Annotated in this window: 24 protein-coding genes; 18 read left to right on the forward strand and 6 right to left on the reverse strand. The window is 73.2% G+C overall.

Features of this window, described 5'->3' with window-relative positions:
- Positions 1-133 precede the first annotated feature (133 nt).
- Positions 134-901 carry an SDR family NAD(P)-dependent oxidoreductase gene (locus Cus16_RS13730; protein ID WP_069713215.1) on the forward strand — a complete coding sequence of 256 codons (768 nt, stop codon included), beginning with the start codon at positions 134-136 and terminating at the stop codon, positions 899-901.
- 2 nt (positions 902-903) lie between these two features.
- On the opposite strand, the gene Cus16_RS13735 is transcribed toward Cus16_RS13730, so the two are convergent.
- The gene (locus Cus16_RS13735; protein ID WP_223246627.1) at positions 904-1,296 is read right to left on the reverse strand and encodes a VOC family protein; all 393 of its coding nucleotides are present in this window, start codon (positions 1,294-1,296) and stop codon (positions 904-906) included.
- A gap of 11 nt (positions 1,297-1,307) precedes the next feature.
- Positions 1,308-1,823, reverse strand: a complete 516-nt coding sequence (locus Cus16_RS13740) for a DUF1697 domain-containing protein (RefSeq protein WP_069713251.1) — start codon at positions 1,821-1,823, stop codon at positions 1,308-1,310.
- Between the two features lie 97 nt (positions 1,824-1,920).
- On the opposite strand from Cus16_RS13740, the gene Cus16_RS13745 reads away from it, so the two are divergent.
- Genes Cus16_RS13745 through Cus16_RS13765 form a run of 5 tightly spaced genes read left to right on the forward strand, consistent with a single transcriptional unit; the run spans position 1,921 to position 5,132 of the window.
- The gene (locus Cus16_RS13745; protein WP_069713217.1) at positions 1,921-2,493 is read left to right on the forward strand and encodes an ArsR/SmtB family transcription factor; all 573 of its coding nucleotides are present in this window, start codon (positions 1,921-1,923) and stop codon (positions 2,491-2,493) included.
- Complete coding sequence (locus Cus16_RS13750) at positions 2,490-3,794, forward strand: MFS transporter (protein ID WP_069713218.1); 1,305 nt, start codon at positions 2,490-2,492, stop codon at positions 3,792-3,794. The genes Cus16_RS13745 and Cus16_RS13750 overlap by 4 nt, the downstream gene beginning before the upstream one ends.
- A 9-nt stretch (positions 3,795-3,803) precedes the next feature.
- The gene (locus Cus16_RS13755) at positions 3,804-4,268 is read left to right on the forward strand and encodes a hypothetical protein (RefSeq protein ID WP_069713219.1); all 465 of its coding nucleotides are present in this window, start codon (positions 3,804-3,806) and stop codon (positions 4,266-4,268) included.
- 21 nt (positions 4,269-4,289) lie between these two features.
- A complete protein-coding gene (locus Cus16_RS13760) occupies positions 4,290-4,613 on the forward strand; it encodes a hypothetical protein (protein ID WP_069713220.1) in 324 nt (107 codons plus the stop codon).
- A gap of 39 nt (positions 4,614-4,652) precedes the next feature.
- Positions 4,653-5,132: a hypothetical protein gene (locus tag Cus16_RS13765; RefSeq protein ID WP_069713221.1), complete on the forward strand. Its 480-nt coding sequence runs from the start codon at positions 4,653-4,655 to the stop codon at positions 5,130-5,132.
- 123 nt (positions 5,133-5,255) lie between these two features.
- Here Cus16_RS13765 and Cus16_RS13770 read toward each other — a convergent pair whose 3' ends face one another.
- Positions 5,256-6,728: an NCS2 family permease gene (locus Cus16_RS13770; RefSeq protein ID WP_069713222.1), complete on the reverse strand. Its 1,473-nt coding sequence runs from the start codon at positions 6,726-6,728 to the stop codon at positions 5,256-5,258.
- Between the two features lie 152 nt (positions 6,729-6,880).
- On the opposite strand from Cus16_RS13770, the gene folE reads away from it, so the two are divergent.
- The 5 genes from folE (at position 6,881) to Cus16_RS13795 (ending at position 10,566) form a co-directional block, all read left to right on the forward strand.
- Positions 6,881-7,516 (forward strand): GTP cyclohydrolase I, encoded by a 636-nt coding sequence (folE, locus tag Cus16_RS13775; RefSeq protein ID WP_223246628.1) that lies wholly within the window; start codon positions 6,881-6,883, stop codon positions 7,514-7,516.
- Entirely contained in the window at positions 7,513-8,445 is a 933-nt protein-coding gene (gene folP / locus Cus16_RS13780) for a dihydropteroate synthase (protein ID WP_069713223.1), read from the forward strand. Before folE ends, folP begins: the two co-directional genes overlap by 4 nt.
- The gene (locus Cus16_RS13785) at positions 8,442-9,188 is read left to right on the forward strand and encodes a pyrimidine reductase family protein (RefSeq protein WP_069713224.1); all 747 of its coding nucleotides are present in this window, start codon (positions 8,442-8,444) and stop codon (positions 9,186-9,188) included. The genes folP and Cus16_RS13785 overlap by 4 nt, the downstream gene beginning before the upstream one ends.
- Before the next feature lie 63 nt (positions 9,189-9,251).
- Positions 9,252-9,905: an HAD-IA family hydrolase gene (locus tag Cus16_RS13790; RefSeq protein ID WP_083263988.1), complete on the forward strand. Its 654-nt coding sequence runs from the start codon at positions 9,252-9,254 to the stop codon at positions 9,903-9,905.
- A 115-nt stretch (positions 9,906-10,020) separates the two neighbouring features.
- The gene (locus tag Cus16_RS13795) at positions 10,021-10,566 is read left to right on the forward strand and encodes a type 1 glutamine amidotransferase domain-containing protein (protein ID WP_069713225.1); all 546 of its coding nucleotides are present in this window, start codon (positions 10,021-10,023) and stop codon (positions 10,564-10,566) included.
- A gap of 137 nt (positions 10,567-10,703) precedes the next feature.
- On the opposite strand, the gene Cus16_RS13800 is transcribed toward Cus16_RS13795, so the two are convergent.
- Positions 10,704-11,264 (reverse strand): molybdenum cofactor biosysynthesis protein, encoded by a 561-nt coding sequence (locus Cus16_RS13800; protein ID WP_223246629.1) that lies wholly within the window; start codon positions 11,262-11,264, stop codon positions 10,704-10,706.
- Positions 11,265-11,399: 135 nt separating this feature from the next.
- Here Cus16_RS13800 and Cus16_RS13805 point away from each other — a divergent pair, with 135 nt between their 5' ends.
- From Cus16_RS13805 to Cus16_RS13825, 5 genes are all read left to right on the forward strand, one after another.
- Positions 11,400-12,986 carry a DNA-3-methyladenine glycosylase 2 family protein gene (locus Cus16_RS13805; protein WP_069713226.1) on the forward strand — a complete coding sequence of 529 codons (1,587 nt, stop codon included), beginning with the start codon at positions 11,400-11,402 and terminating at the stop codon, positions 12,984-12,986.
- Positions 12,983-13,558: a methylated-DNA--[protein]-cysteine S-methyltransferase gene (locus Cus16_RS13810; RefSeq protein ID WP_083263989.1), complete on the forward strand. Its 576-nt coding sequence runs from the start codon at positions 12,983-12,985 to the stop codon at positions 13,556-13,558. The genes Cus16_RS13805 and Cus16_RS13810 overlap by 4 nt, the downstream gene beginning before the upstream one ends.
- A gap of 161 nt (positions 13,559-13,719) precedes the next feature.
- Positions 13,720-14,580 (forward strand): alpha/beta fold hydrolase, encoded by an 861-nt coding sequence (locus Cus16_RS13815; protein WP_069713227.1) that lies wholly within the window; start codon positions 13,720-13,722, stop codon positions 14,578-14,580.
- 34 nt (positions 14,581-14,614) lie between these two features.
- A complete protein-coding gene (locus tag Cus16_RS13820; protein ID WP_083263991.1) occupies positions 14,615-15,487 on the forward strand; it encodes a hypothetical protein in 873 nt (290 codons plus the stop codon).
- 144 nt (positions 15,488-15,631) lie between these two features.
- On the forward strand, positions 15,632-17,107 hold the full coding sequence (locus Cus16_RS13825; RefSeq protein ID WP_069713229.1) for an APC family permease: 1,476 nt from the start codon (positions 15,632-15,634) through the stop codon (positions 17,105-17,107).
- A 106-nt stretch (positions 17,108-17,213) separates the two neighbouring features.
- Here Cus16_RS13825 and Cus16_RS13830 read toward each other — a convergent pair whose 3' ends face one another.
- A complete protein-coding gene (locus Cus16_RS13830; RefSeq protein ID WP_069713230.1) occupies positions 17,214-18,014 on the reverse strand; it encodes a LysE/ArgO family amino acid transporter in 801 nt (266 codons plus the stop codon).
- A 70-nt stretch (positions 18,015-18,084) separates the two neighbouring features.
- Here Cus16_RS13830 and Cus16_RS13835 point away from each other — a divergent pair, with 70 nt between their 5' ends.
- Positions 18,085-19,005, forward strand: coding sequence for a LysR family transcriptional regulator ArgP (locus Cus16_RS13835; RefSeq protein WP_069713231.1), 921 nt, complete (start codon positions 18,085-18,087; stop codon positions 19,003-19,005).
- A 6-nt stretch (positions 19,006-19,011) separates the two neighbouring features.
- On the opposite strand, the gene Cus16_RS13840 is transcribed toward Cus16_RS13835, so the two are convergent.
- Positions 19,012-19,557, reverse strand: coding sequence for a TetR/AcrR family transcriptional regulator (locus Cus16_RS13840; RefSeq protein ID WP_069713232.1), 546 nt, complete (start codon positions 19,555-19,557; stop codon positions 19,012-19,014).
- 119 nt (positions 19,558-19,676) lie between these two features.
- On the opposite strand from Cus16_RS13840, the gene Cus16_RS13845 reads away from it, so the two are divergent.
- Complete coding sequence (locus Cus16_RS13845; protein ID WP_069713233.1) at positions 19,677-20,714, forward strand: aldo/keto reductase; 1,038 nt, start codon at positions 19,677-19,679, stop codon at positions 20,712-20,714.
- The last annotated feature ends 16 nt before the right edge of the window (positions 20,715-20,730 follow it).

Here is a 20,730-nt window from a genome sequence, read left to right on the forward strand (position 1 = left end):
CCGATCCGGTCACCGCGCTGCCTCGGACCGAGCCTCCGCGTCCGTCCAGCCGGCACCGGGCACCGTGGTCTCTCGTGCCCCCGGGCCGACGGCGTCTCCTGCGGTACACACCGTGCAACGAGAGGAGACACCCATGGACGAGCGCTTCGCAGGCAAGGTCGCGATCGTGACCGGAGCGGGATCGGGGATCGGCGAGGCCACCGCCCGCGCCTTCGTGGACGAGGGCGCCGACGTGCTGCTCGTCGACAGCGTCGAGGAGAAGGTCCGCGCCGTCGCGGACAGCCTGCCGACCGGTCGTGCGGTCGCGCTGCAGGCCGACGTCGCCGACCCGGCAGCGTGGGAGACGATCGTCTCGGACGCCGTCGACCGGTGGGACCGGATCGACGTGCTCGTGAACAACGCCGGCACCTTCACCTCCGGTGACATCACCGACATCGAACCCGACGAGTGGCGTCGCGTGATCGACACCGACCTGTCGAGCGTGTTCTTCGGCACGCGGGCGGCGCTGCCGTTCCTCCGCGAGACGAAGGGCTCCGTCGTCAACACCTCGTCGGTCTCCGGGATGGACGCCGACTGGCGGATGAGCCCGTACAACGCGGCGAAGGGCGGCGTGACGAACTTCACGAAGGCCGCCGCGCTCGACAACGGGCAGTTCGGCGTGCGGGTGAACGCGGTCGCACCCGGGCTGATCTGGACCGACATGACGCAGCAGCAGGCCGAGGACGAGGAACTGCAGCACGCCTTCGCCGAGCGGGTGTCGCTCGGTCGGGGCGGGCGGCCGGAGGAGGTCGCCGCGGCGATCCTCTTCCTCGCCAGCGACGCGGCGAGCTACATCACGGGTGCGGTCCTGCCGGTCGACGGCGGCACCACCGCGAGCAACGGGCAGCCCGCGCAGTCCTGAGGTCAGGTGGCCCCCGCCCCGGGTTCCTCGGCGACGAGTTCGACCTTCATCCGTTCGTCGTCCTCGAGGAAGGCGGCGTGATGCCCCGGGCCCCCGGCGAGCGGGTGGCGGTCCTCGTAGAGGCGCTGCCACCCGTGGGCCGGAGCGGCCTCCCACAGCCGCCCGACGTCTGCCGGACCGCCGGCGTGGAACGCGAGGTGCGACAGACCCGGCTGTCGACGGTCGTGCGATCCCCCGAGGGGCGCCCGCTCGACGACGACGTACAGGGCACCGAGCCGCCAGCTGCGGCCGTCCGACCACGTCTGGTACGGCGCGTACCCGAGTTCACCGAGCAGCCAGCCCCACGCACGCACAGCGGTGTCGAGGTCGGCGACCCGGACCTCGACGTGGTGCAATTTACCCCGGTTCACAGGAGCCTGCGGAGCGTGTTCGTGTTGCGGGTCGTCGTCGTGCGCTTGAAGCGCGCGGCGGCGGCCCGTCTCGCGAAGACGGTGTCGGTGCTCGAGCCCTTCGGGCACGACCAGTACACGACCCCGTCCCCGCGGGCGACCCGCTCGACCGCGTCGTCGAGCGCGAGGTCGGCGACCAGGTCGTCCAGGGCGGTGTCCTCGGACCCGAACACGACGTAGTCGTGGCGGTCGGCGTCCGACGGGAACGGGAAGGCGTCGACCACGGCGGCCAGCGCCCCGTGCGGGACGAGGACGACCCACGCGTCGTACCCGAAGCGGTCACGGAGGCCCTGCTCGATCGCGCTCTTGATGCTCGCGGCGTCGCCGTCGGCCGTGAACACCACGTTGCCGGACGCGAGCACGGTCCGGACGTCCCCGTACCCGAGGTCGCGGAACAGCGCCGCGAGGTCCGCGCTCCGGATCGTGATCCCGTTCACGTTCACCCCGCGCAGCAGCGCGATCCACCCGACCATGTCGGAACCGTAGCGCGCGTCGGTGGCGTGGAGCGAGCCTTCCGACAGATCCACAATCGATGTTGCGCAACACCTCTTGTGCATCTACGGTCGAGGCATGGACGTGCAGCGACTCGACGATGCGGCGCAGATGCGCGCGCTCGCCCACCCGACCCGGCTGCGGCTCGTGGGTCTCCTCCGGACCGGTGGGCCGCAGACGGCCGCGATGCTCGGCGATCAGGTCGACGAGGCGCCGGGGACGATCAGCTACCACTGCAAGCGCCTGGCCGACGTGGGGTTCATCGAGCCCGCGCCCGAGCTCGGCACCGACCGTCGGGAACGCTGGTGGCGGGCCGTGGCGCAGCACACGTCGTGGGACCTCGCCGACGCGTTCGACGACCCGGACCGGATGCTCGCCGCGACCGCGTTGGACCGGACCGTCGCGCAGGCGTACGCCACCGAGTACGCGGCGTTCGTCGACCGCGCACCGGCCATGGGGCGGGACTGGGTCGCGGCCTCGACGAGCGGGGACCGCGGTCTGCGCCTCACGGTCGACGAGCTCCGGACGCTCAGCAGTGAGCTGCAGGCGGTGCTCGACCGGTGGGAGGGTGTCAGCGGTCACCACGAGCCGGGCGACGGGTCCGAGCGCGTCAACGCGGTCGTCCAGGCCTACCGTTCGGCCCGGTCGTGAACGCGCACTGGCGACTGCGGTCGCTCCTCGCGGTCCAGGTGGTGTCGCGGACGGGCAACGTCGCGACGACCATCGCCGTGCCCTTCGTGGTGCTGTCCCGCGGCGGGTCGGCGACCGACGTCGGGATCGCAGCGTTCGCGGCCACCGTCCCCATCGTGCTCGGGGGCGCGTTCGGTGGCGTCCTCGTCGAGCGCTTCGGGTTCGTGCGGTCGAGCGTCGCATCCGACCTCGTCAGCGCGGGGACGCTCCTCGCGATCCCGCTCCTGGCGTGGACCGTCGGTCTGCCGAGCTGGGCGCTGCTCGCGCTCGTGTTCCTCGGCGGGCTCTTCGACACCCCGGGGGAGTCCGGGCGCCGGGTCCTGCTGCCCGGCCTGGCCGATGCGGCGGGGATCCCGCTCGAGCGAGCGGTCGGGCACTTCGAGGCTTCGGTGCGCTTCTCGGTGCTGCTGGGCGCCCCGGCCGCAGGGCTCCTCGTCGGGGCGGTCGGGCCGCTGCCGGCCCTCGCCGTGACGGCCGCGGTGTTCACCGCTGCGGCGCTGCTCGCGATGCTCACCCTGCGCGGTGCCACGGTCGCGTCGGCGGCGGAGGACACTCCGGTCGAGCCCTCGGCCGGGTACTGGCGGGACCTCGGTGCCGGGCTGCGCTTCTGCGCGCGCGACCCACTGTTCCGACTGGTCATCGCGCTCGTGCTCGTCACGAACCTGCTCGACGCGGCGCGGTCCACAGCCCTGCTGCCGTTGTACGCGGACCGGTTGCTCGACGGCGCGCAGTCGCTCGGCATCGTCAGCGGGACCTTCGGTGGTGCCGCCTTCCTCGGGTCCCTCGTCTTCGGGTACGTGGCGCACCGGGTGCCGAGACGGATCACCTTCGTGGTCTGCTTCGCCCTCGCCGGTGGGCCGTCGCTCGTCGTGCCCGCGCTCGGGCTCGGGCTGCCGTGGGTGCTCGGCGCGTGCGTGGTGTCCGGGCTCGCAGCGGGCGCGCTCAACCCGATCCTCGGTGCCGTGGAGCTGGAGCGGATCCCGGCGGCGATGCGCGCGCGGGTCTTCGGGTTGTTGTCGGCCGGCTCGTGGGCGGGGATCCCGCTCGGAGGACTGTTCGGCGGCATCGCGGCGGACAGCGTCGGGGTGACGACGACGTTCGGCGTGGTCGCCGTGGTCTACACCGTGGTGACGCTGACCCCGCTGCTCGGCGGGTCGTGGCGGTTGATGGAGCGGCCGCGTGCTGTGCCGGCCGCAGTGGACCGTCAGGACGTCGAGCCCGCCGATGCGCCGGAGGTTGCGGTCAGAACACGTTCTGAATAACGTGAGACCATGACGCTGCTCACCGCTCCCCGGACCCGACGTTCCGTCCAGTCCTCCGACCTGTCGCGCCACGCGAAGGACGTCTTCGCCGCGGCGGAGATCGAGCCGCTCGAGGTCACCCGGCGCGACGGCAAGGCGCTGGTCCTCACCACGAAGGAGCGGTCGGACGAGGACGACGCCGTGCTCGACATCGCAGCACAGCTCATCGCTGCCGTGACGATCAACGAGCAACTCCCGCTCCGCGAGCGGCTCGCGATCCCGTACCCGTGGATCGGCATGCTCAGCAAGGAGGACCAGGAGCGGTGCGCCCGCGAGATCGTCGCGGTCGCACGCGGCTCGTTCGCCCTCCGCGAGCCACGGAGGCTCCTGCTCGAGATGCAGGCCTGGCGCAACACCGCCGAAGCCATCGCCGCCGGATGGGGCACCGCGGAGTCGGCGGTGGTCGACCAGCCGGTCCGGGTCGACCGCCCCTAGCCCGCGGCGCGCCGGAACGCCGTGCCGCGTCCCCTGCGGACGACGGAGTACACGATCCTGCTCGCGAACCGGGCAGCCGAACAGGGCTGGCGTGACGTCGTCGCGACACAGCGGAACGCCGTCGCGGCGGCGTGGGATCGCCTGACGACCGACCCGCTCACCGAGGACCTGGCGTGCCACGCGTTGCGCGGAGAGCTCGGGGTGGTCACGCACTCCGGTCGCCAGTGGGTCCGCCGCCAGTTCGAACTGAAGCGCGGGGCGCGCATCTGGTCCACCGTCGACGAGGAGACCCGGACCGTGCACGTCCTCGCCGTCCACACGCACCACCTGAACGCGACGAAGTAGCTCGGAGCGGGTCGAGGAACGCTCCGGTAGACGAGGGGCATGACTGACGAGCGACACGACGACGGCGCAGCTGCTGACGGACAGGGACCGGACGACGCACACGTGGTGCCCGAGGGGGTGTCCGAGGCGACCGTCGAGGCCCTCGGCACGCTGTCGGCCGCGCTCGAGGTGCTCGAGCACGCGCGCGGGCTCCTCTACGGGTTCCACCGGCTCACCGGCACCGCGGACCTCAACCTCGGCGACGCCGTCGAGCAGCTCCGGAAGGCCGGCCACACCGAGCTCGCGGAGCGGATCGACACCGAGCTGGTGGGGCGCAACGTGATCGACGGGCGGTGGACGTTCCAGATCGTCGAGGACTACGACGACAACTACTACGCCCTCGCGAAGGAGCTCGAGCAGACCGCCCGCGACCAGCTCGTGGGCGGGAAGCGCCACCTGTTCGAGGCGAGCATGAAGGAGGACCGGCGCACCCCGGGCCGTCGTCGCCACGAGGCCAAGCCGGCGGACCTGCGGGACTGACGCCGCGCCTCCCGGCCAGACGCACTCTCGTGAAACGCAACGTGGGCGGTCGCTCGCAGCGGAATGTCGCTGCGAGGAACCGCCCACATTGCGTCTTGCGGAACGCGCGGAAGCGGGCCCGCGCTACCCGACGCCGAGCAGCGCCTCGAGCGGCCCGCGCGCGAAGTACAGCAGGAAGCCGGCGGCGACGACGTAGAGGAGCCACGAGACCTCGCGGCCGCGGCCGGACAGCAGCTTGATGAGCACCCAGCTGATGAAGCCGGCGCCGATGCCGTTCGCGATCGAGTAGGTCAGCGGCATCACGACGATCGTCAGGAACGCCGGCAGCGCTGCGCCGAAGTCCGTCCAGTCGATGTCCTTCACCTGCGCCACCATGAGCGCACCGACGACGACGAGCCCGGCGGCCGCGACCTCGAGCGGGACGACCTGCGTCAGCGGCGTGAGGAACATCGACGCGAGGAACAGCAGTCCGGTGACGACCGAGGCCATGCCCGTCCGGGCGCCCTCGCCGATGCCCGACGCCGAGTCGATGAAGACCGTGTTCGACGACACCGAGGCGCCACCGCCGGCGATCGCACCGGCACCCTCGACGACGAGCGCCGACTTGAGCCGCGGGAACGTGCCGTCGGGCTTCGCGACGCCGGCGGCCTTCGCGAGACCGGTCATCGTGCCCATGGCGTCGAAGAAGTTCGTGAAGACGAGCGTGAAGACGAGCATCGACGCGGCGATCGGACCGATGCGGGTGAACGCACCGAAGACGTCCGCGTGCCCGACGAGCGACAGGTCGGGGACCGCGAAGAACGCATTCGGCAGCCCCGGGGCGTTGAGGTTCCAGCCGGTGGGGGAGTCGACCGAGGTGGGGACCTGGAAGATCGCCTGCAGGATGATCGCGACGATCGTCGTGCCGACGATGCCGATGAGCAGCGCGCCCTTCACCCGGCGCGCCATGAGCGTCCCGATGACGACCAGGCCGATCAGGAACACGATCGTCGGCAGGGCGGCGATCGAGCCGTCCTCGCCGAGCTGCAGCGGCGGCGAGGCGTTCTTCGTGGTCCGCACGAAGCCGGAGTCGACGAGCCCGATGAAGGCGATGAACAGACCGATGCCGACCGTGATGGCGGCCTTGAGCTGCGCGGGCACGGCGGTGAAGATCATCGTCCGGATGCCGGTGAGCGCCAGGATCACGATGACGACGCCGTTGATGACGACGAGTCCCATCGCCTCGGCCCACGTCACCTGGTGCACGACGCTCACGGCGAGGAACGAGTTGATCCCGAGGCCCGCGGCGATGCCGAACGGCAGGTTCGCGATGAGGCCCATCGCGATCGTCATCACACCGGCCACGAGTCCGGTCGCGGCGGCGACCTGCGCGTTCTGCAGCCAGCCGCCGAGGACGTCCTGCGGTGCCTGGTCCTGGCTGAAGCCGCCGAGGATGAGCGGGTTGAGGATGACGATGTACGCCATCGTCACGAAGGAGACGAGGCCACCACGGACCTCGCGGGGGATGCTCGATCCGCGCTGCGTGATGGAGAAGAAGCGGTCGAGGCCGGATGCGAAGCGGTTGCGGGGCGGGGTGTCGGTCTGCTGGGCGCTCACCGAAGGAGTTTACAGAACGCTGGGAGCGCGGCGCGTCGCCCTGGTAGGTCGGTCACTCGTCCGGCCGGGAGGCGCGGCCCACCCGGGCGGAACGCGGCACCTCCGGCAGGTGGTCGCGCTCTGCGGCCAGACCGACGGTGTTGGATGGTCGCGTGAACGAACGCCTGGACCGCGTGCGCATCGAAGCCGCCGTGCGCGAACTCCTCCTCGCCGTCGGTGAGGACCCGGACCGCCCCGAGCTCGAGCGCACGCCGGTAAGGGTCGCGGACTCCTACGTCGAGTTCTTCGCCGGCATCGGGGTCGACGCGACCGCGATCGCCCGGTCCGGGGCGGTGCACTCGGAGGACGGGGAGCGCGGGCAGCTCGTCGTCGTCCGCGATGTGCGGTTCCGCTCGATGTGCGAGCACCACCTGCTGCCCTTCACCGGCGTCGCGCACCTGGCGTACGCGCCCGGGCAGCAGCTCATCGGACTCGGGACGCTGTCGCGCGTGCTCGATGCCGTCGCCTCGCGGCCGCAGCTGCAGGAGCGCCTGGGGGAGCAGGTCGCCGAGGCCGTGGCGGAGGGGCTCGACGCCGCCGGGGTCCTCGTCGTGCTCGACGCCACCCACCAGTGCGTGACCGCCCGCGGCGAGCGGCAGTCCGGGTCGTCGACGGTCACCGTGGCGGCGACCGGGACCCTCGCGGACGCGGCGGGGCGGGCCGAGGCGATCGCGCTGATCGGGGCGGGCGTCGGCGCTGCCGACGGTGCGGGGCACGACCACGCAGCCGACCACGGGGCGGACGCGTGACGAACGAGCAGCGCACCCCGAGCCTTCCGGCCGACCGACCGGGCTGGGTCGTGCCGGACCTGCGCGACCCGGTCCGCACGATCGGTCGGCGCACCTTCGACTTCGACCACCGCATCGCCGTCATGGCGATCGTGAACCGCACACCGGACTCGTTCCACGACAAGGGCGCCACCTTCGCGCTCGACCGCGCCGTCGAGGCCGCCGTCCGCGCAGCCGAACAGGGCGCGGACTGGGTCGACATCGGCGGGGTGAAGTTCGCGCCCGGCCCGGAGCTGTCCGCCGAGGACGAGATCGACCGGGTCCTGCCGGTCGTGTCCCGGCTCGCCGAGCAGTCCGACGTCGTGATCTCGGTCGACACGTTCCGGCCCGAGGTCGCGGCGGCGACGATCGCCGCCGGTGCCAGCGTCGTCAACGACACCACCGGACTGTCCGACCCGCGGATGGCGTCCGTGGTCGCGGACTCCGACGCCACCATCGTCATCACGCACTCGACCGCGCCACCGCGCCAGGAGCTGCCGACGCCCCCGACCTACGACGACGTCACCGGCTCGGTCGTGGACTTCCTGCGCGAGCGGGTGGACCGGGCGCTCGCCGCGGGCATCCCCGGGTCGCGGATCGTGGTCGACCCCGGGCACGACCTCAACAAGAACACGGTGCACACGCTCGAGCTGACCCGGCGGTTGCCCGAGGTCGTCGCGCTCGGCTACCCGGTGCTCGCCGCGGTGTCGAACAAGGACTTCGTGGGGGAGTCCCTCGGGCGCCCCCGTGGTTCGCGGCTGTCCGGATCGCTGGCCGCCGCCACCGTCAGCGCGATGCTCGGGGCGCGGATCGTCCGGATGCACGACGTCGTCGAGAGCGTCGACGCCATGCGCATGGTCGAGGCGGTCCTCGGCTGGCGCGAACCCGTGGAAGCGAGGCACAACACGTGAGCACGTCCCTCCTGCCGACGTCGATCGCGGGCCTGTCCGACGACGACCTGCTCGACCACTACACGGACGGCGTCCCGGACGGCCCCTGGCTGCGCGTGAACTTCGTGGCCACGCTCGACGGCTCGGCCTCGGCATCGGGTCGCACCGCATCGCTCGGCGGCGACGACGACCTGCGCGTGTTCGACCTGCTCCGCCGCGTGGCCGACGTGGTGCTCGTCGCCGCGGGCACCGTGCGCGACGAGGAGTACGGGCCGATGGTGCTGCGCGACGAGGACGTCGCGTGGCGCCGGGAGCACGGCATGCCGGACCACCCGGTGTTCGCGATCGTCACGAACTCCGGGTCGCTGGACGCGTCCTCGCGGGTGTTCACCGAGGCGCCGGTGCGGCCGGTCGTGCTGACCTCGGCGGACGGGGCCGCGTCGTCGTCCGGACGGGCCCTGGCGTCGGTCGCCGACATGGTGGCGTGCGGTCCCGCTGCTGTCGACGTGGGTGCGGTGCGGGACGCCCTGGCTGCTCGGGGCCTCGACCGGATCCACTGCGAGGGCGGGCCGTCGTTCCTCGGGGCGCTCGTCGCGGCGGACGCGGTCGACGAGCTGACGCTGACGGTCGACCCGTCGCTCGAGGGCGGCGAGGGACCGCGGATCGCGACGGGTTCGTCGCCGGAGCTCCGGCGGATGCGGCCGGCGCACGTGCTGCTCGGCGACGGCGGGGTGCTCCTGACCCGGTGGGTGCGTGCGCGGTAGGTGCAGGCGCGCGTGCTGGTGCGGCTCGCGTGGCCGAGTCTCGCGGCGGCTAGGGTCGGGCGTGTGATCGACGTCGTGGTGTCCGGGGTCCTGTTCGACATGGACGGGACGCTCGTCGACTCGACCACCGTGGTCGAGGCCGCGTGGAGCCGGTTCGGCGCCGAGCACGGCATCGACCCGGCCGAGATCCTCGGGTTCTCGCACGGCCGCCAGACGATCGACACCGTGCAGCGCTTCCTGCCGCACCTGACGCCTGACGAGCAGCGCGTGATCGTCGACACGATGATCGCCGCCGAGATCGACTACACCGAGGGGATCGTCGAGGTGCCGGGCGCCGGGGCCTTCGTGCAGCGCCTGGTCGACGCTGGCGTGCCCGTCGCGCTCGTGACCAGCGCCCCACGGGAGCTCGCGGTGAAGCGCATGATCGCCGCCGGCGTGCCCGTCCCCGAGGCCCTCGTGCCGTCGGAGGACGCCGAGCGCAGCAAGCCGCACCCCGAGGGGTACCTGCGGGGCGCCGCCCTGCTCGGGGTCCCCGCCGAGCGCTGCCTGGCGTTCGAGGACGCCCCGGCCGGGGTGGAGGCCGCCGTCGCCTCCGGCGCGACCACCGTCGTCGTCGGGACGCTCGAGGCGCCGGTCACCGCGGGGCTGCCGCGCATCGCGGGGTACGACGGACTCGAGGTCACGCACGAAGGGTCCGCTTTCCGCATCCGGGGCTGAACGCCGCCTCCGGACTGCGAACATCTCCAGCCGCACCCGACGACCGTGGAGCAAGCGGCCGGAACCCTCGACCGCTGGTGCGGCCGGACGATCCCGGCCCGGAGAAGGAGCGACCATGGCAGCCCTCGACGGCAAGAAGATCCTCGTCATCGCGACGAACTACGGCGTGGAGCAGGACGAGATCGTCGTCCCCACCGACCAGCTCCGTGAGCGCGGCGCGGACGTGACGGTCGCCGGTCAGGAGTCCGGCTCGATCGAGACCCTCGTCGGTGACAAGGACCCGGGCAAGTCGGTGTCCGTCGACACCACCATCGGCAGTGTCAACGGCGCTGGCGACTACGACGCGCTGGTGGTCCCCGGTGGCACGATCAACGCGGACACCATCCGCCAGGACTCCGACGCGGTCGCGCTCGTCAAGGCGTTCGCCGAGGCCGGCAAGCCCGTCGCGGCGATCTGCCACGGCCCGTGGACCCTCATCGAGGCCGGTGTCCTGCAGGGCAAGACCATCACCTCGTTCCCCTCGCTGCAGACCGACGTCCGCAACGCCGGTGCCGAGTGGGTCGACCAGGAGGTCCAGGTCGACGGCGGCCTGATCACCTCGCGCAACCCCGACGACCTGCCGGCCTTCGTCGACGCGATCGAGCAGGCGCTCACCGCCTGACGCGCCGACCCCGCCGCAACACGCAATGTGGGCGGTTCCTCGCAGCGCTGTACCGCTGCGAGGAACCGCCCACGTTGCGTTTCGCGGAAGCGCGACCGGAAGCGCGACCGGGACCGGGACCGGGACCGGGGCAGGGCTCAGCGCGCGACCGGCCGCGCCGTCCGCAGGACCGCGGGACCGAGGGCGAGCACGCCGTCGGACTCGGGGTCGCAGCGCACACCGCCCCGCCCGCGCATCGCCCGGAAGGCGCCGGGAGCCACCTCGTGGTCCATCCACGCGCACGGGTTCGCCGGGCGGTACCCCCGGAACAGCACGGGCTCCTCGCCGGGCACCTGCAACGAGAACGGCTCGCCCCGGAGCGCCTCGACGTCGGCGCCGCGGAGGACCACGTTGCGCCGGGTCGCAGCGGGGTCGACCGTCGTGCCGAGCGCGCGCCCGACGTCCTCGAGCCCCTCCACACCGATGACGGTGACCGTGGCGTGCACGTGCGCCCGGGCGGCGAAGTACCGGTCGCCGACGATGCCGAGGCCGGCCCGCACCGCGACCCGGTCGCGCAGCTCCGGCCCGTCCGCGGGGAGCGCCCCGTCCGCCGGCCGCCCCTCGTAGCGGTGCCGCGGGGACACGAGCAGCACCACCACCTCGACGTCGGTGCGGTACGGCAGGTCGGCGGGCCCGGTCACGTCGTCGACGGAGGTCACGATGCCCACGGTAGTCGCGCCTCCCGGCCGACCCCGATCACCACCCGCCCCCGTTCGGCCGACCCTCCGCCCGCCCGCCGCTGCCGTGTCCGATTCCCGCCAGTGCCTGTCGGTCGCCCGTGCCAGGCTGGCCGCGTGACCGACCCCGCACCGCCAGAGGCCCACCGCGCCGCGCTCCACGCCGAGCGGTACCGCGCCGTCGCCTCGCGGGACGCCCGCTTCGACGGGCAGTTCGTCACCGCCGTGCACTCCACCGGCATCTACTGCCGCCCGAGCTGCCCCGCCCGCACCCCGCGGACCGAGGGCGTGACGTTCTACCGGACGAGCGCCGCCGCCCACCTCGCCGGGTTCCGCGCGTGCAGGCGCTGCCTGCCCGAGGCGTCACCCGGCAGCCCCGAGTGGGACCTCCGCGAGGACGTCGCCGGCCGCGCCGTCCGACTCGTCCTCGACGGGGTCGTCGAGCGCGAGGGCGTGCCCGGCCTCGCCGCACGCGTCGGCTACTCCGAGCGGCAGCTGGGGCGCATCCTGACCGAGGAGCTCGGGGCCGGACCGAAGGCCCTCAGCCGCGCCCACCGCGCCCAGACGGCGCGCACGCTCCTGACCTCGTCCGACCTGCCCGTCGCCGACGTCGCCTTCGCCGCGGGGTTCACCAGCGTCCGTCAGTTCAACGACACGGTGCGCGAGGTCTTCGCCCTCACCCCCACCGAGCTCCGTGCCCGACGGGTGTCCGCGCCGACGGCCGCCGACGACGGCTGGCTGCACGTCCACCTGCCCGCCCGTCCGCCGTTCGACCTGCAGGGCCTGCTCGACTGGCACGCGCTCCACGCCCTGCCCGGGCTCGAGCACGTCGACCGCGACGCGACGGGGCGCGTCACCGCGTACGGTCGCCTGCTCGCCCTGCCGGGAGGCCCGGCCCGCTTCACCGCCTCGGCCCCCGTCCCCGGCACGGCCGGCTCGGGCGCGGGGCGCCCCGGACTCGCCCTCCGCGTCCGGCTCACCACGCTCTCCGACCTCCCGACACTGGTGGCGCGGGTACGGGCCCTGTTCGACCTCGACGCCGATCCCGTCGCGGTCGACGCCGTCCTCGGCACCGATCCCGTCCTCGCCCCGGCGGTCGCCCGCGTCCCGGGCATCCGGCTGCCGGGCGCGGTCGACGCGCACGAGGTCGTCTTCCGCACCCTCATCGGCCAACAGGTCTCCGTCGCCGCCGCCCGGACCGCGCAGACCCGGCTCGTGGCGGCGCTGGGCGACGCGGTGGACCCGGCGCTGGCCGAGGGCGGCCTGCTCTTCCCGACCGCCACGGTGATCGCGGACCGCGGGCACGAGGTCCTCCGCGGTCCGGCCGCCCGCGTCGACACGATCCTGCGCGTCGCCGGGGCGCTCGCCGACGGGTCGCTCGTCGTCGACGGCGGACAGTCGCTCGCGGACCTGCGCGCCGGGCTCCTCGCGGTGAAGGGCATCGGGCCCTGGACCGCCGACTACGTGGCCCTGCGGGTGCGGCACCACCCCGACGTCTTCCTGCACAGCGACCTCGCGGTGCGGAACGGTGCACAGGAACTCGGGCTGCCCGGTGGCGTGCGCGAGCTCTCCCTACGGTCGGAGCAGGTGGCGCCGTGGCGGAGCTACCTGACGATGCACTGCTGGCGTCCGATCGTCGACCGCGCGAGCGCGACGGCCGAGGCGGCGGCAGCCACGACGAACCACCAGGAGGACGAACGATGACCGCAACGACGACGACGGCGAGGACGACGGCGCAGCGCGCGACGGCACGGCCGGCCGGGACCGACACGGCGACCCTGCAGACGCTGGACACCCCCGACGGGCCGTTCTCGGTGCTCGAGGACGGCGAGGGGCGCGTGCTCGCCTCCGGGTGGACGGACGACCCCGCGCGGCTGCTCGGGCGCCTGGCCGTCCGGCACCGGCCGGAGCGGGTCACCGAGGGGCGGGTCACCGCGGCCGACGCGGTCGACGCCTACTACGCGGGCGAGGTCGAGCACGCGATGCAGGTGCCGGTCCGGCAGTACGGCACGGAGCTCTTCACGGAGGGCTGGCGGCAGCTCCGCGCGGTCCCCGCGGGCACCGTCCTGACGTACACCGAGCTCGCGGCCGCCATGGACCGACCGGACGCCGTGCGTGCGGCGGCGAGCGTCTGCGCGCGCAACGCCCCCGCGCTCTTCGTGCCGTGCCACCGCGTGCTCCGTTCGGACGGCACACTCGGCGGCTTCGCCTGGGGACTCGACGTGAAGCGCTCGCTCCTCGAGCGGGAGTCGGTCGGCGTCACCGCGCTCGTGTGACACCAATCCGTGCGACACGACCCGGCCGTCCGTGGCTGGAGCGCTCCCCCTCATTGCGGGTGGTGACGGGGGAGACCCGGGCTGCCATGCTCGGGGTACCGACCCGCACGGTCCGTCCCGAGGACCCGACGCAGCGCCGTCGCACCACCTCGTGAGGACCCATGCCCCGATCGACGCACCCCGACCAGCACCCCCCTTCCGGCGGGGCACCCGACCACGTCGACCGCACGGTGGTGTCCGCCGACGGGACCCCCATCGCGGTCTCCGAGACCGGTTCCGGTCCGGCGCTCGTGGTGGTCGGCGGCGCGTGGGACCACCACGGCACCCCGGCGGTCGACAAGATCGTCGCGGCACTGCGGGACGGCTACCGGGTCGTCACCTACGACCGCCGCGGTCGTGGTGCGAGCGGCGACACCGCCCCCTGGTCGATCGACCGTGAGGTCGAGGACCTCGCGGCCGTCGTGGCCTCGGTGGACGGACCGGTCGACGCCGTCGGCTCCTGCGTCGGGGCCGGCGTGGTGCTCCGCGGGCTCGCGGCCGGCGTGCCGTTCGGTCGGGCCGTGCTCTGGGAGCCGCCGTACCGCGCCACGGTCGACCCGCACGGCGACGACGTCCTGTTCGCCGACTTCCTCGACGGACACGTCGCCGCCGGGCGTCGGGCACAGGCGGTCCGCGCGTTCCTGTCCCGCGTGCTCGGCGTCCCGATCCCCTTCATCGCCGCCGCACGGCTCAAGCCGGGGCTGTGGCGCGCGCTCCTCGCCGACGCGCACGTCCTGGCGCGGGACGTCCGCGTGCTCAACGGCCTGTCCGTGCCCGAGCGCGTGGTCGCCTCGATCGGGGTGCCGGTGCTCGTCGCGTCCGGCGACGGCGACCCCGAGTGGATGCGCGGTGCGGCCGCTGCCCTGGCCGAAGCGCTGCCGGGGTCGCACCACCTCGTCGTCGCCGGGCAGGCGCACGTGCCCGACGCGCGCGTGCTCCGCGACCTCGTGGACCGCTTCGCCGAGGTCCCCGCCGCCGAGTGAGGCCCGGCGGTCGTCCGTGCGAGAGGATGAGGACGTGACTGCTCCCCGCCTCGGCCTGCTGCTCGACGTCGACGGACCCATCGCGAGCCCGGTGACCCGGACGATCGCGATCCCCTCGATCGTGGCGGACCTCGTCGCGCTCGCCGCCGAGGGCGTCCCGATCGTCTTCAACACCGGCCGGAGCGACGCGTTCATCCGGCAGGAGGTCGTCGGTCCGCTCCTCGACGGCGGTCTGGCTGCCGGTGGTCGGGTGCACGCCGTGTGCGAGAAGGGCGCGGTGTGGTGCTCGATCGGGCCGCAGTACGAGGGCGGGATGAGCGACCTCGAGATCGCCGAGGACCTCGCCCTGCCGCGGGACTTCGCCGACGAGATGCGCGAGCTCGTCCGTACCGAGTACGCCGACCTGGTGTTCTTCGACGAGACGAAGCACGCGATGGTGTCGATCGAGCAGCTGGTCGAGGTCCCGAACGCCGCCTACCTCGCCCGCCAGGCCGAGTTCGACGCGAAGGCGATGGCGGCGCTCGAGCGACGGGGCCTCGGCGTCCGCCGGCTCGACGACGTCCGGCCCGACGCCGACGGCGCCGTGCAGTGGCGCGTCGATCCGACGATCATCTCGACCGACGTGGAGTCGGACCGGTCGGGCAAGGACATGGGTGCCGAGCGCGCGCTCGAGCTGCTCGCGCAGGACGGCGAGCTGCCCGTGACCTGGCGGACGGTCGGCGACTCGCGGAGCGACTACGCGATGGCGGACTGGCTGCACGCGAACGGGCACGACGTCGCGCACGTCGACGTGCGTCCGGCCGACGGGGTGCCCGAGACGCCGTACCCGGTGCTGACGGCGCCCGACGGCGTGATCCACGACGAGGCGGGCGCACGCTTCCTGGCGGACTGGCGCCGCGGGGTCTGACCCGCACCGCGGTCGGGGTGCGCCGTCCTGCCGGGCCGGCACCGGGCCTCCCGACCGTCGACCCGCCGGTCACACACTTTGCGAGCCGGAGTGGTACACCAGTACCCTCACGGGGTCCACCGCCAGCCGACGACGGGATCCCCCATGGCACCACCCCTGCGCATCAAGTCGATCGAGGCCTCCCTCGCCGACTCCGAGGAGCAGGGCCGCTCCCTCAAGCGGTCCCTGAAGACCTTCGACATCGCCGCGATGGGCATCGCGGTCGCCGTCGGCGCCGGCATCTTCTCGGTCGGGGCGAACGCCGCCGCGAACTTCGCCGGGCCGAGCGTCATCCTGTCGTTCCTGCTCGCCGCCGTCACGTGCGGCCTGGCGATCATGTGCTACGCCGAGTTCGCCTCGACCATCCCGGTCGCGGGCTCCGCGTACACGTTCACGTACGCGACCATGGGCGAGCTGCTCGCCTGGATCGTCGGCTGGGACCTCATCCTCGAGACCCTCACCGCGAGCGCCGTCATCGCGAAGTACTGGGGCATTTACCTGAGCACCGCGTTCGGGGTGTTCGGCATCGACCTGCCGTCGACGATCCAGCTCGGCCCGATCGGCTTCACCTGGGGGCCGGTCCTCATCGTCGGCGTCTTCACGGTGCTGCTCGCCTTCGGCACGCGCCTGTCGTCCCGCGTCTCCGCCGTCATCACGGTCATCAAGGTCGCGATCGTCGTCTTCGTGATCGTCGCCGGCGCGTTCTTCGTCAAGGCCGCGAACTTCACCCCGTTCGTCCCGCCGGCCGAGCCGTCGAAGGGCGCCGAGGGCGGCGTGCTGACGCAGTCGCTCGTGTCCTTCGTCACCGGTCAGGCGCCCGCGCAGTACGGCGTCTTCGGCCTGCTCGCCGCGGCGTCGCTCGTGTTCTTCGCGTTCATCGGCTTCGACGTCGTGGCGACCAGCGCCGAGGAGACCGAGAACCCGCAGAAGACGCTCCCGCGGGGCATCTTCATCGGCCTCGGCATCGTGACCCTGCTCTACGTCGGTGTCAGCATCGTCATCACCGGCATGGTGTCCTACCAGCGCCTGGCCCAGGAGGACGCGCCGTCCCTCGCATCGGCGTTCGACATCGTCGGGCTGCCGTGGGCCGCGGGCATCATCGCCATCGGTTCGCTCATCGGCCTGACCACCGTCGTCATGGTGCTGCTGCTCGGCCTGTCCCGCATCGTGTTCTCGATGAGCCGCGACGGCCTGCTGCCGCGCTGGTTCTCGAAGACGAACCCGAAGACGCAGACCCCGGTCCGGGTGCAGGTCGTCGCGGGCGTCGTCGTCGCGTTCATCGCCGGGTTCACCGCGGTCGACAAGCTCGAGGGCATGATCAACATCGGCACGCTGTCGGCGTTCGTCCTCGTGTCGATCGGCATCGTCGTGCTCCGGAAGACCCGCCCCGACGCACCGCGTGCCTTCCGGGTGCCGTGGGTGCCGGTGCTGCCGATCCTGTCGGCCGTGCTGTGCTTCTGGCTCATGCTCAACCTCGAGGTCGAGACCTGGCTGCGGTTCATCGTCTGGCTGGCGATCGGCTTCGCGATCTACTTCGGCTACAGCCGTCGGCACAGCCGGGTGGGCAAGGGCCTGCGGTAGCGGCCGCTCGCCGCGGCACGGCGCGCCTGCTCGCCGCTTCGAACCACGGAACCGACGTCGAACCAGCTCCCGGGGCTGGTTCCACGTCGGTTCCGTGGTTCGTCGGCTAGGCGCCGACGGCGAGCGCGACGCCGAAGCCGAGCATCACGACGGCGACCAGCCCGTCGAAGACCCGCCAGGTCGTCGGCCGCGCGAACAGCGGGCGCAGCAGCCGGCCGCCGTACCCGAGCGCACCGAACCACACGCAGCTCGCCGCGACCGCGCCGACGGTCCACCACCAGCGGTCCTCGGGGCCCTGCTGGTTCGCCACCGACCCGAGGAACACGAGGGTGTCGAGGTACACGTGCGGGTTCGCCCACGTGAACACGAGCATGGTCAGGACGGCCGTCCGCAGCGACGGCACCGGTACCGCCGACCGGACGGGAGGCACGGCGCGCGTCCGCCCCGCCGGCTCCGGTCCGTCGGTCGAGTCCGGTCCGGACACGGTCGGACGCTCCGCCACGGATCGTCCGTCGGTCGCGTGCGTGGGCGCGCCCACCGCCGACGCGGCGCCGGCCGGCACCACCACACCGTCGTCCGCGGCGTCCTCCTCGACCCGCATGACGTCGCCCGACGGCCGCAGCGCCCGCCGCGCGGCGAGCACGCCGTAGACCACGAGGAACGCCGCCCCGACGAACCGGACCACCACGAGCGCCGCCGGGAACCGTTCGACCACGACCCCGACGCCGAGCACCCCGCCGACGATGAGGACCGCGTCCGACACCGCGCACACGACGACCGCGGCGGTGACGACCCGGACGGAGGCGCTCACGGCCAGCCGGAGCAGGTACGTGTTCTGCACGCCGATCGCGACGATCAGGGCGAGGCCGGTGCCGAGTCCGGCGAGCAGGGGGAGCAGTGCGGTCACGATCTCGACGCTAGGCACGGCCCGACCTGCAGTCCAGCTCACGTTGCTGCAGCGTCGTAAGCTGCGCTGCATGCTCCGGCTGCAACGCGACCACCTCGAGACCCTGCTGGCCGCGGTCGACCACGGGACCCTCGACGCCGCGGCGCGGGCGCTCGCGATCACCCCCTCGGCGGTCTCGCAGCGCATCAAGGCGATGGAGCAGCAGCTCGGACGGGTCCTCCTCCAGCGCACCACCCCGGTGGCGCCGACCGCCGACGGCGAGGTCGTCCTGCGGCACGCTCGGCAGGCACGTCTGCTCGACGACGAGACCGCCCGGGCGCTCGGAGCCGTCGGGGGCGCGGACGGCCCGGCGGTGCCGTCGATCCCGCTGGCGGTCAACGCCGACTCGCTCGGCACGTGGTTCCTCGACGCCCTCGCCCTCGTGCGGGCCGACACCGAGGTCGTGTTCGACCTGCACCGGGAGGACCAGGACCGCACCGCGGAGCTCCTCCGGGCGGGCACCGTGATGGCCGCGGTCACGGCGGAGGCGGACCCGGTGCAGGGGTGCTCCTCCGTCCCGCTCGGCGTCGACCGGTACCGGGCCGTCGCATCACCGGCGTTCGTCGACCGCTACCTCGCCGGCGCCGACACCGAGCGTCGGATGACCGACCGGCTCGACCGGGTCCCGCTCGTCGACTACGACCGCGACGACGACCTGCAGCAGGGGTACCTCCGCCGGGTGCTCGGTCACGCTCCTCGCGGTCCGCGGCACTTCGTCCCGACCTCGGCCGACTTCGCCCGCGCGGTGTCGCTCGGCTTCGGCTGGGGGATGCTGCCCGAGGCGCAGTGCCTCGCGGGTCTGCGCACCGGGGAGCTCGTCGAGCTCACGCCGGGCCGTCGAGCGGACGTGGCGCTGTGGTGGCAGCGGTGGAACCTGGCGTCGCCCCTGCTCGAGCGGGTCACCGACGCGGTCCGGGCCACCGCCCGCGAGCGGCTCCACCCGCCGGCCTGAGGCGGATCAGGCGCTCGCGCGCCAGCGGAGCCCGTCGACGAGCAGGCCGACCAGGTGCTGGCTCTGCTCGGTCGTCGGCGCGCCGTGGCAGAGGTCCGCGACGGCGCGCAGCAGCTGCCCCGCATCGAGGTCGTTCCGGATGCTCCCCGCCGCCGACGCGGCGTCGAGCAGCTCGGTGAGCGCGCCCCCGAGACGGTCGATGAACCACGGGTGCAGCCCCTCGAACGCCGGGTCGCCGGACTGCAGCGCTGCGGCGAGCCCGCGCTTCGTGGCGACGAACCCGGTGAAGCGCCGGAGCCAGAGCGCGAGCGCCTCGTCCGGCGTGTGGGCGGCACGGAGCTCGTCGGCGGCGTCCGCACACTCCTCGACGGCCTGGCGGAAGACCGCGACGACGAGGTCCGAGCGCTGGGGGAAGTGCCGGTACAGCGTGCCGACACCGACGCCGGCGCGATCGGCGACGACCTTCGCCGGGGCGTCCACCCCCTGGTCGGCGAAGACCTCGCGGGCGGCGTCGACCAGGGCGTCCAGGTTGCGGCGGGCGTCGGCGCGCACGGGTCCTCCGATCGGGGGTTGCGGAAACGGAAAGCCGTTCCGTATCCTTCCGGAAGAGCGTTCCGCTTCGGCCACGATACCGCGACGGGCCCCGGGACGCCACCGACAGGAGGCACCACATGCAGTACCGCACCCTCGGCCGGACCGGCATCCAGGTCAGTCCCCTCGCGCTCGGCGCCATGATGCTCGGCACCGACGGGAGCATCGGCAACGGCGACGAGCAGGACTCCGTCCGCATCGTCCACCGCGCGCTCGACGCCGGCATCAACCTCATCGACACCGCCGACCGCTACTCGCAGGGCGGCTCCGAGGTCCTGGTCGGCAAGGCGATCAAGGGCCGCCGCGACCAGGTCGTCCTCGCCACGAAGTTCAACGGCCCGATGGGCACCGACCCGAACCGGCGCGGGAACTCCCGGCGGTGGATCACCACCGCGGTCGAGGAGTCGCTCCGCCGGCTGCAGACCGACCACATCGACCTCTACCAGGCACACCGGCCGGACGACACGGTCGACCTCGAGGAGACGCTCTCGGCACTCACGGACCTGGTCCGGAGCGGCAAGGTGCGGGCGATCGGCTCGTCGGACTTCCCGGCCTCGATGCAGGTCGAGGCGCAGTGGACCTCGGAGCGTCGGGGACTCGAGCGCTTCCGGTCCGAACAGCCGACCTACTCGATCCTGAACCGCGGCATCGAACGCGAGGTCCTGCCGGTCGCACAGCGGTACGGCATGGGCACCCTCGTGTGGAGCCCGCTCGCCGGCGGCATGCTGACCGGGCGCTTCCGGCGCGGGCAGGAGAGCGACCTGGCCCGGGTCGGCATGTTCCGGCACAACCGCGACGAGCGGCGGATCGAGGCCGTCGAGCAGGTCGCCGCGCTGTCCGCGGACACGGGCATCCCGATGACGCACCTCGCGCTGTCCTTCGCGATCGCGCACCCCGGCGTGACGAGCGCGCTCATCGGGCCGCGGTCGATGGAGCAGCTCGAGGACCTGCTCGCCGCCGCCGACGTCACGCTGACGGACGAGGTCCTCGACCGGATCGACACGATCGTCCCGCCGGGGGCCGACGTCTCCCGCCTCGACCAGCAGTACGAGCCGCCGGCGCTCCTCCGCCCCGAGCTCCGCCGTCGCCCGCTGGCCGAGCGTCCCGCCGCCGTCTGACCCCCCCCCCCCGCAA

The sequence above is a fragment of the Curtobacterium sp. ER1/6 genome (genome assembly GCF_001742745.1).
Lineage (GTDB): Bacteria > Actinomycetota > Actinomycetes > Actinomycetales > Microbacteriaceae > Curtobacterium > Curtobacterium citri.

Coding starts and splice junctions, on each gene's coding strand:
- Cus16_RS13815 (WP_069713227.1), top strand. CDS start 13,720: ATGCCCCGATCGACGCACCCCGACCAGCACCCCCCTTCCGGCGGGGCA.
- Cus16_RS13755 (WP_069713219.1), top strand. CDS start 3,804: ATGACGCTGCTCACCGCTCCCCGGACCCGACGTTCCGTCCAGTCCTCC.
- Cus16_RS13730 (WP_069713215.1), top strand. CDS start 134: ATGGACGAGCGCTTCGCAGGCAAGGTCGCGATCGTGACCGGAGCGGGA.
- Cus16_RS13795 (WP_069713225.1), top strand. CDS start 10,021: ATGGCAGCCCTCGACGGCAAGAAGATCCTCGTCATCGCGACGAACTAC.
- Cus16_RS13740 (WP_069713251.1), bottom strand. CDS start 1,823: ATGGTCGGGTGGATCGCGCTGCTGCGCGGGGTGAACGTGAACGGGATC.
- Cus16_RS13810 (WP_083263989.1), top strand. CDS start 12,983: ATGACCGCAACGACGACGACGGCGAGGACGACGGCGCAGCGCGCGACG.
- Cus16_RS13845 (WP_069713233.1), top strand. CDS start 19,677: ATGCAGTACCGCACCCTCGGCCGGACCGGCATCCAGGTCAGTCCCCTC.
- Cus16_RS13765 (WP_069713221.1), top strand. CDS start 4,653: ATGACTGACGAGCGACACGACGACGGCGCAGCTGCTGACGGACAGGGA.
- Cus16_RS13745 (WP_069713217.1), top strand. CDS start 1,921: ATGGACGTGCAGCGACTCGACGATGCGGCGCAGATGCGCGCGCTCGCC.
- Cus16_RS13835 (WP_069713231.1), top strand. CDS start 18,085: ATGCTCCGGCTGCAACGCGACCACCTCGAGACCCTGCTGGCCGCGGTC.
- Cus16_RS13825 (WP_069713229.1), top strand. CDS start 15,632: ATGGCACCACCCCTGCGCATCAAGTCGATCGAGGCCTCCCTCGCCGAC.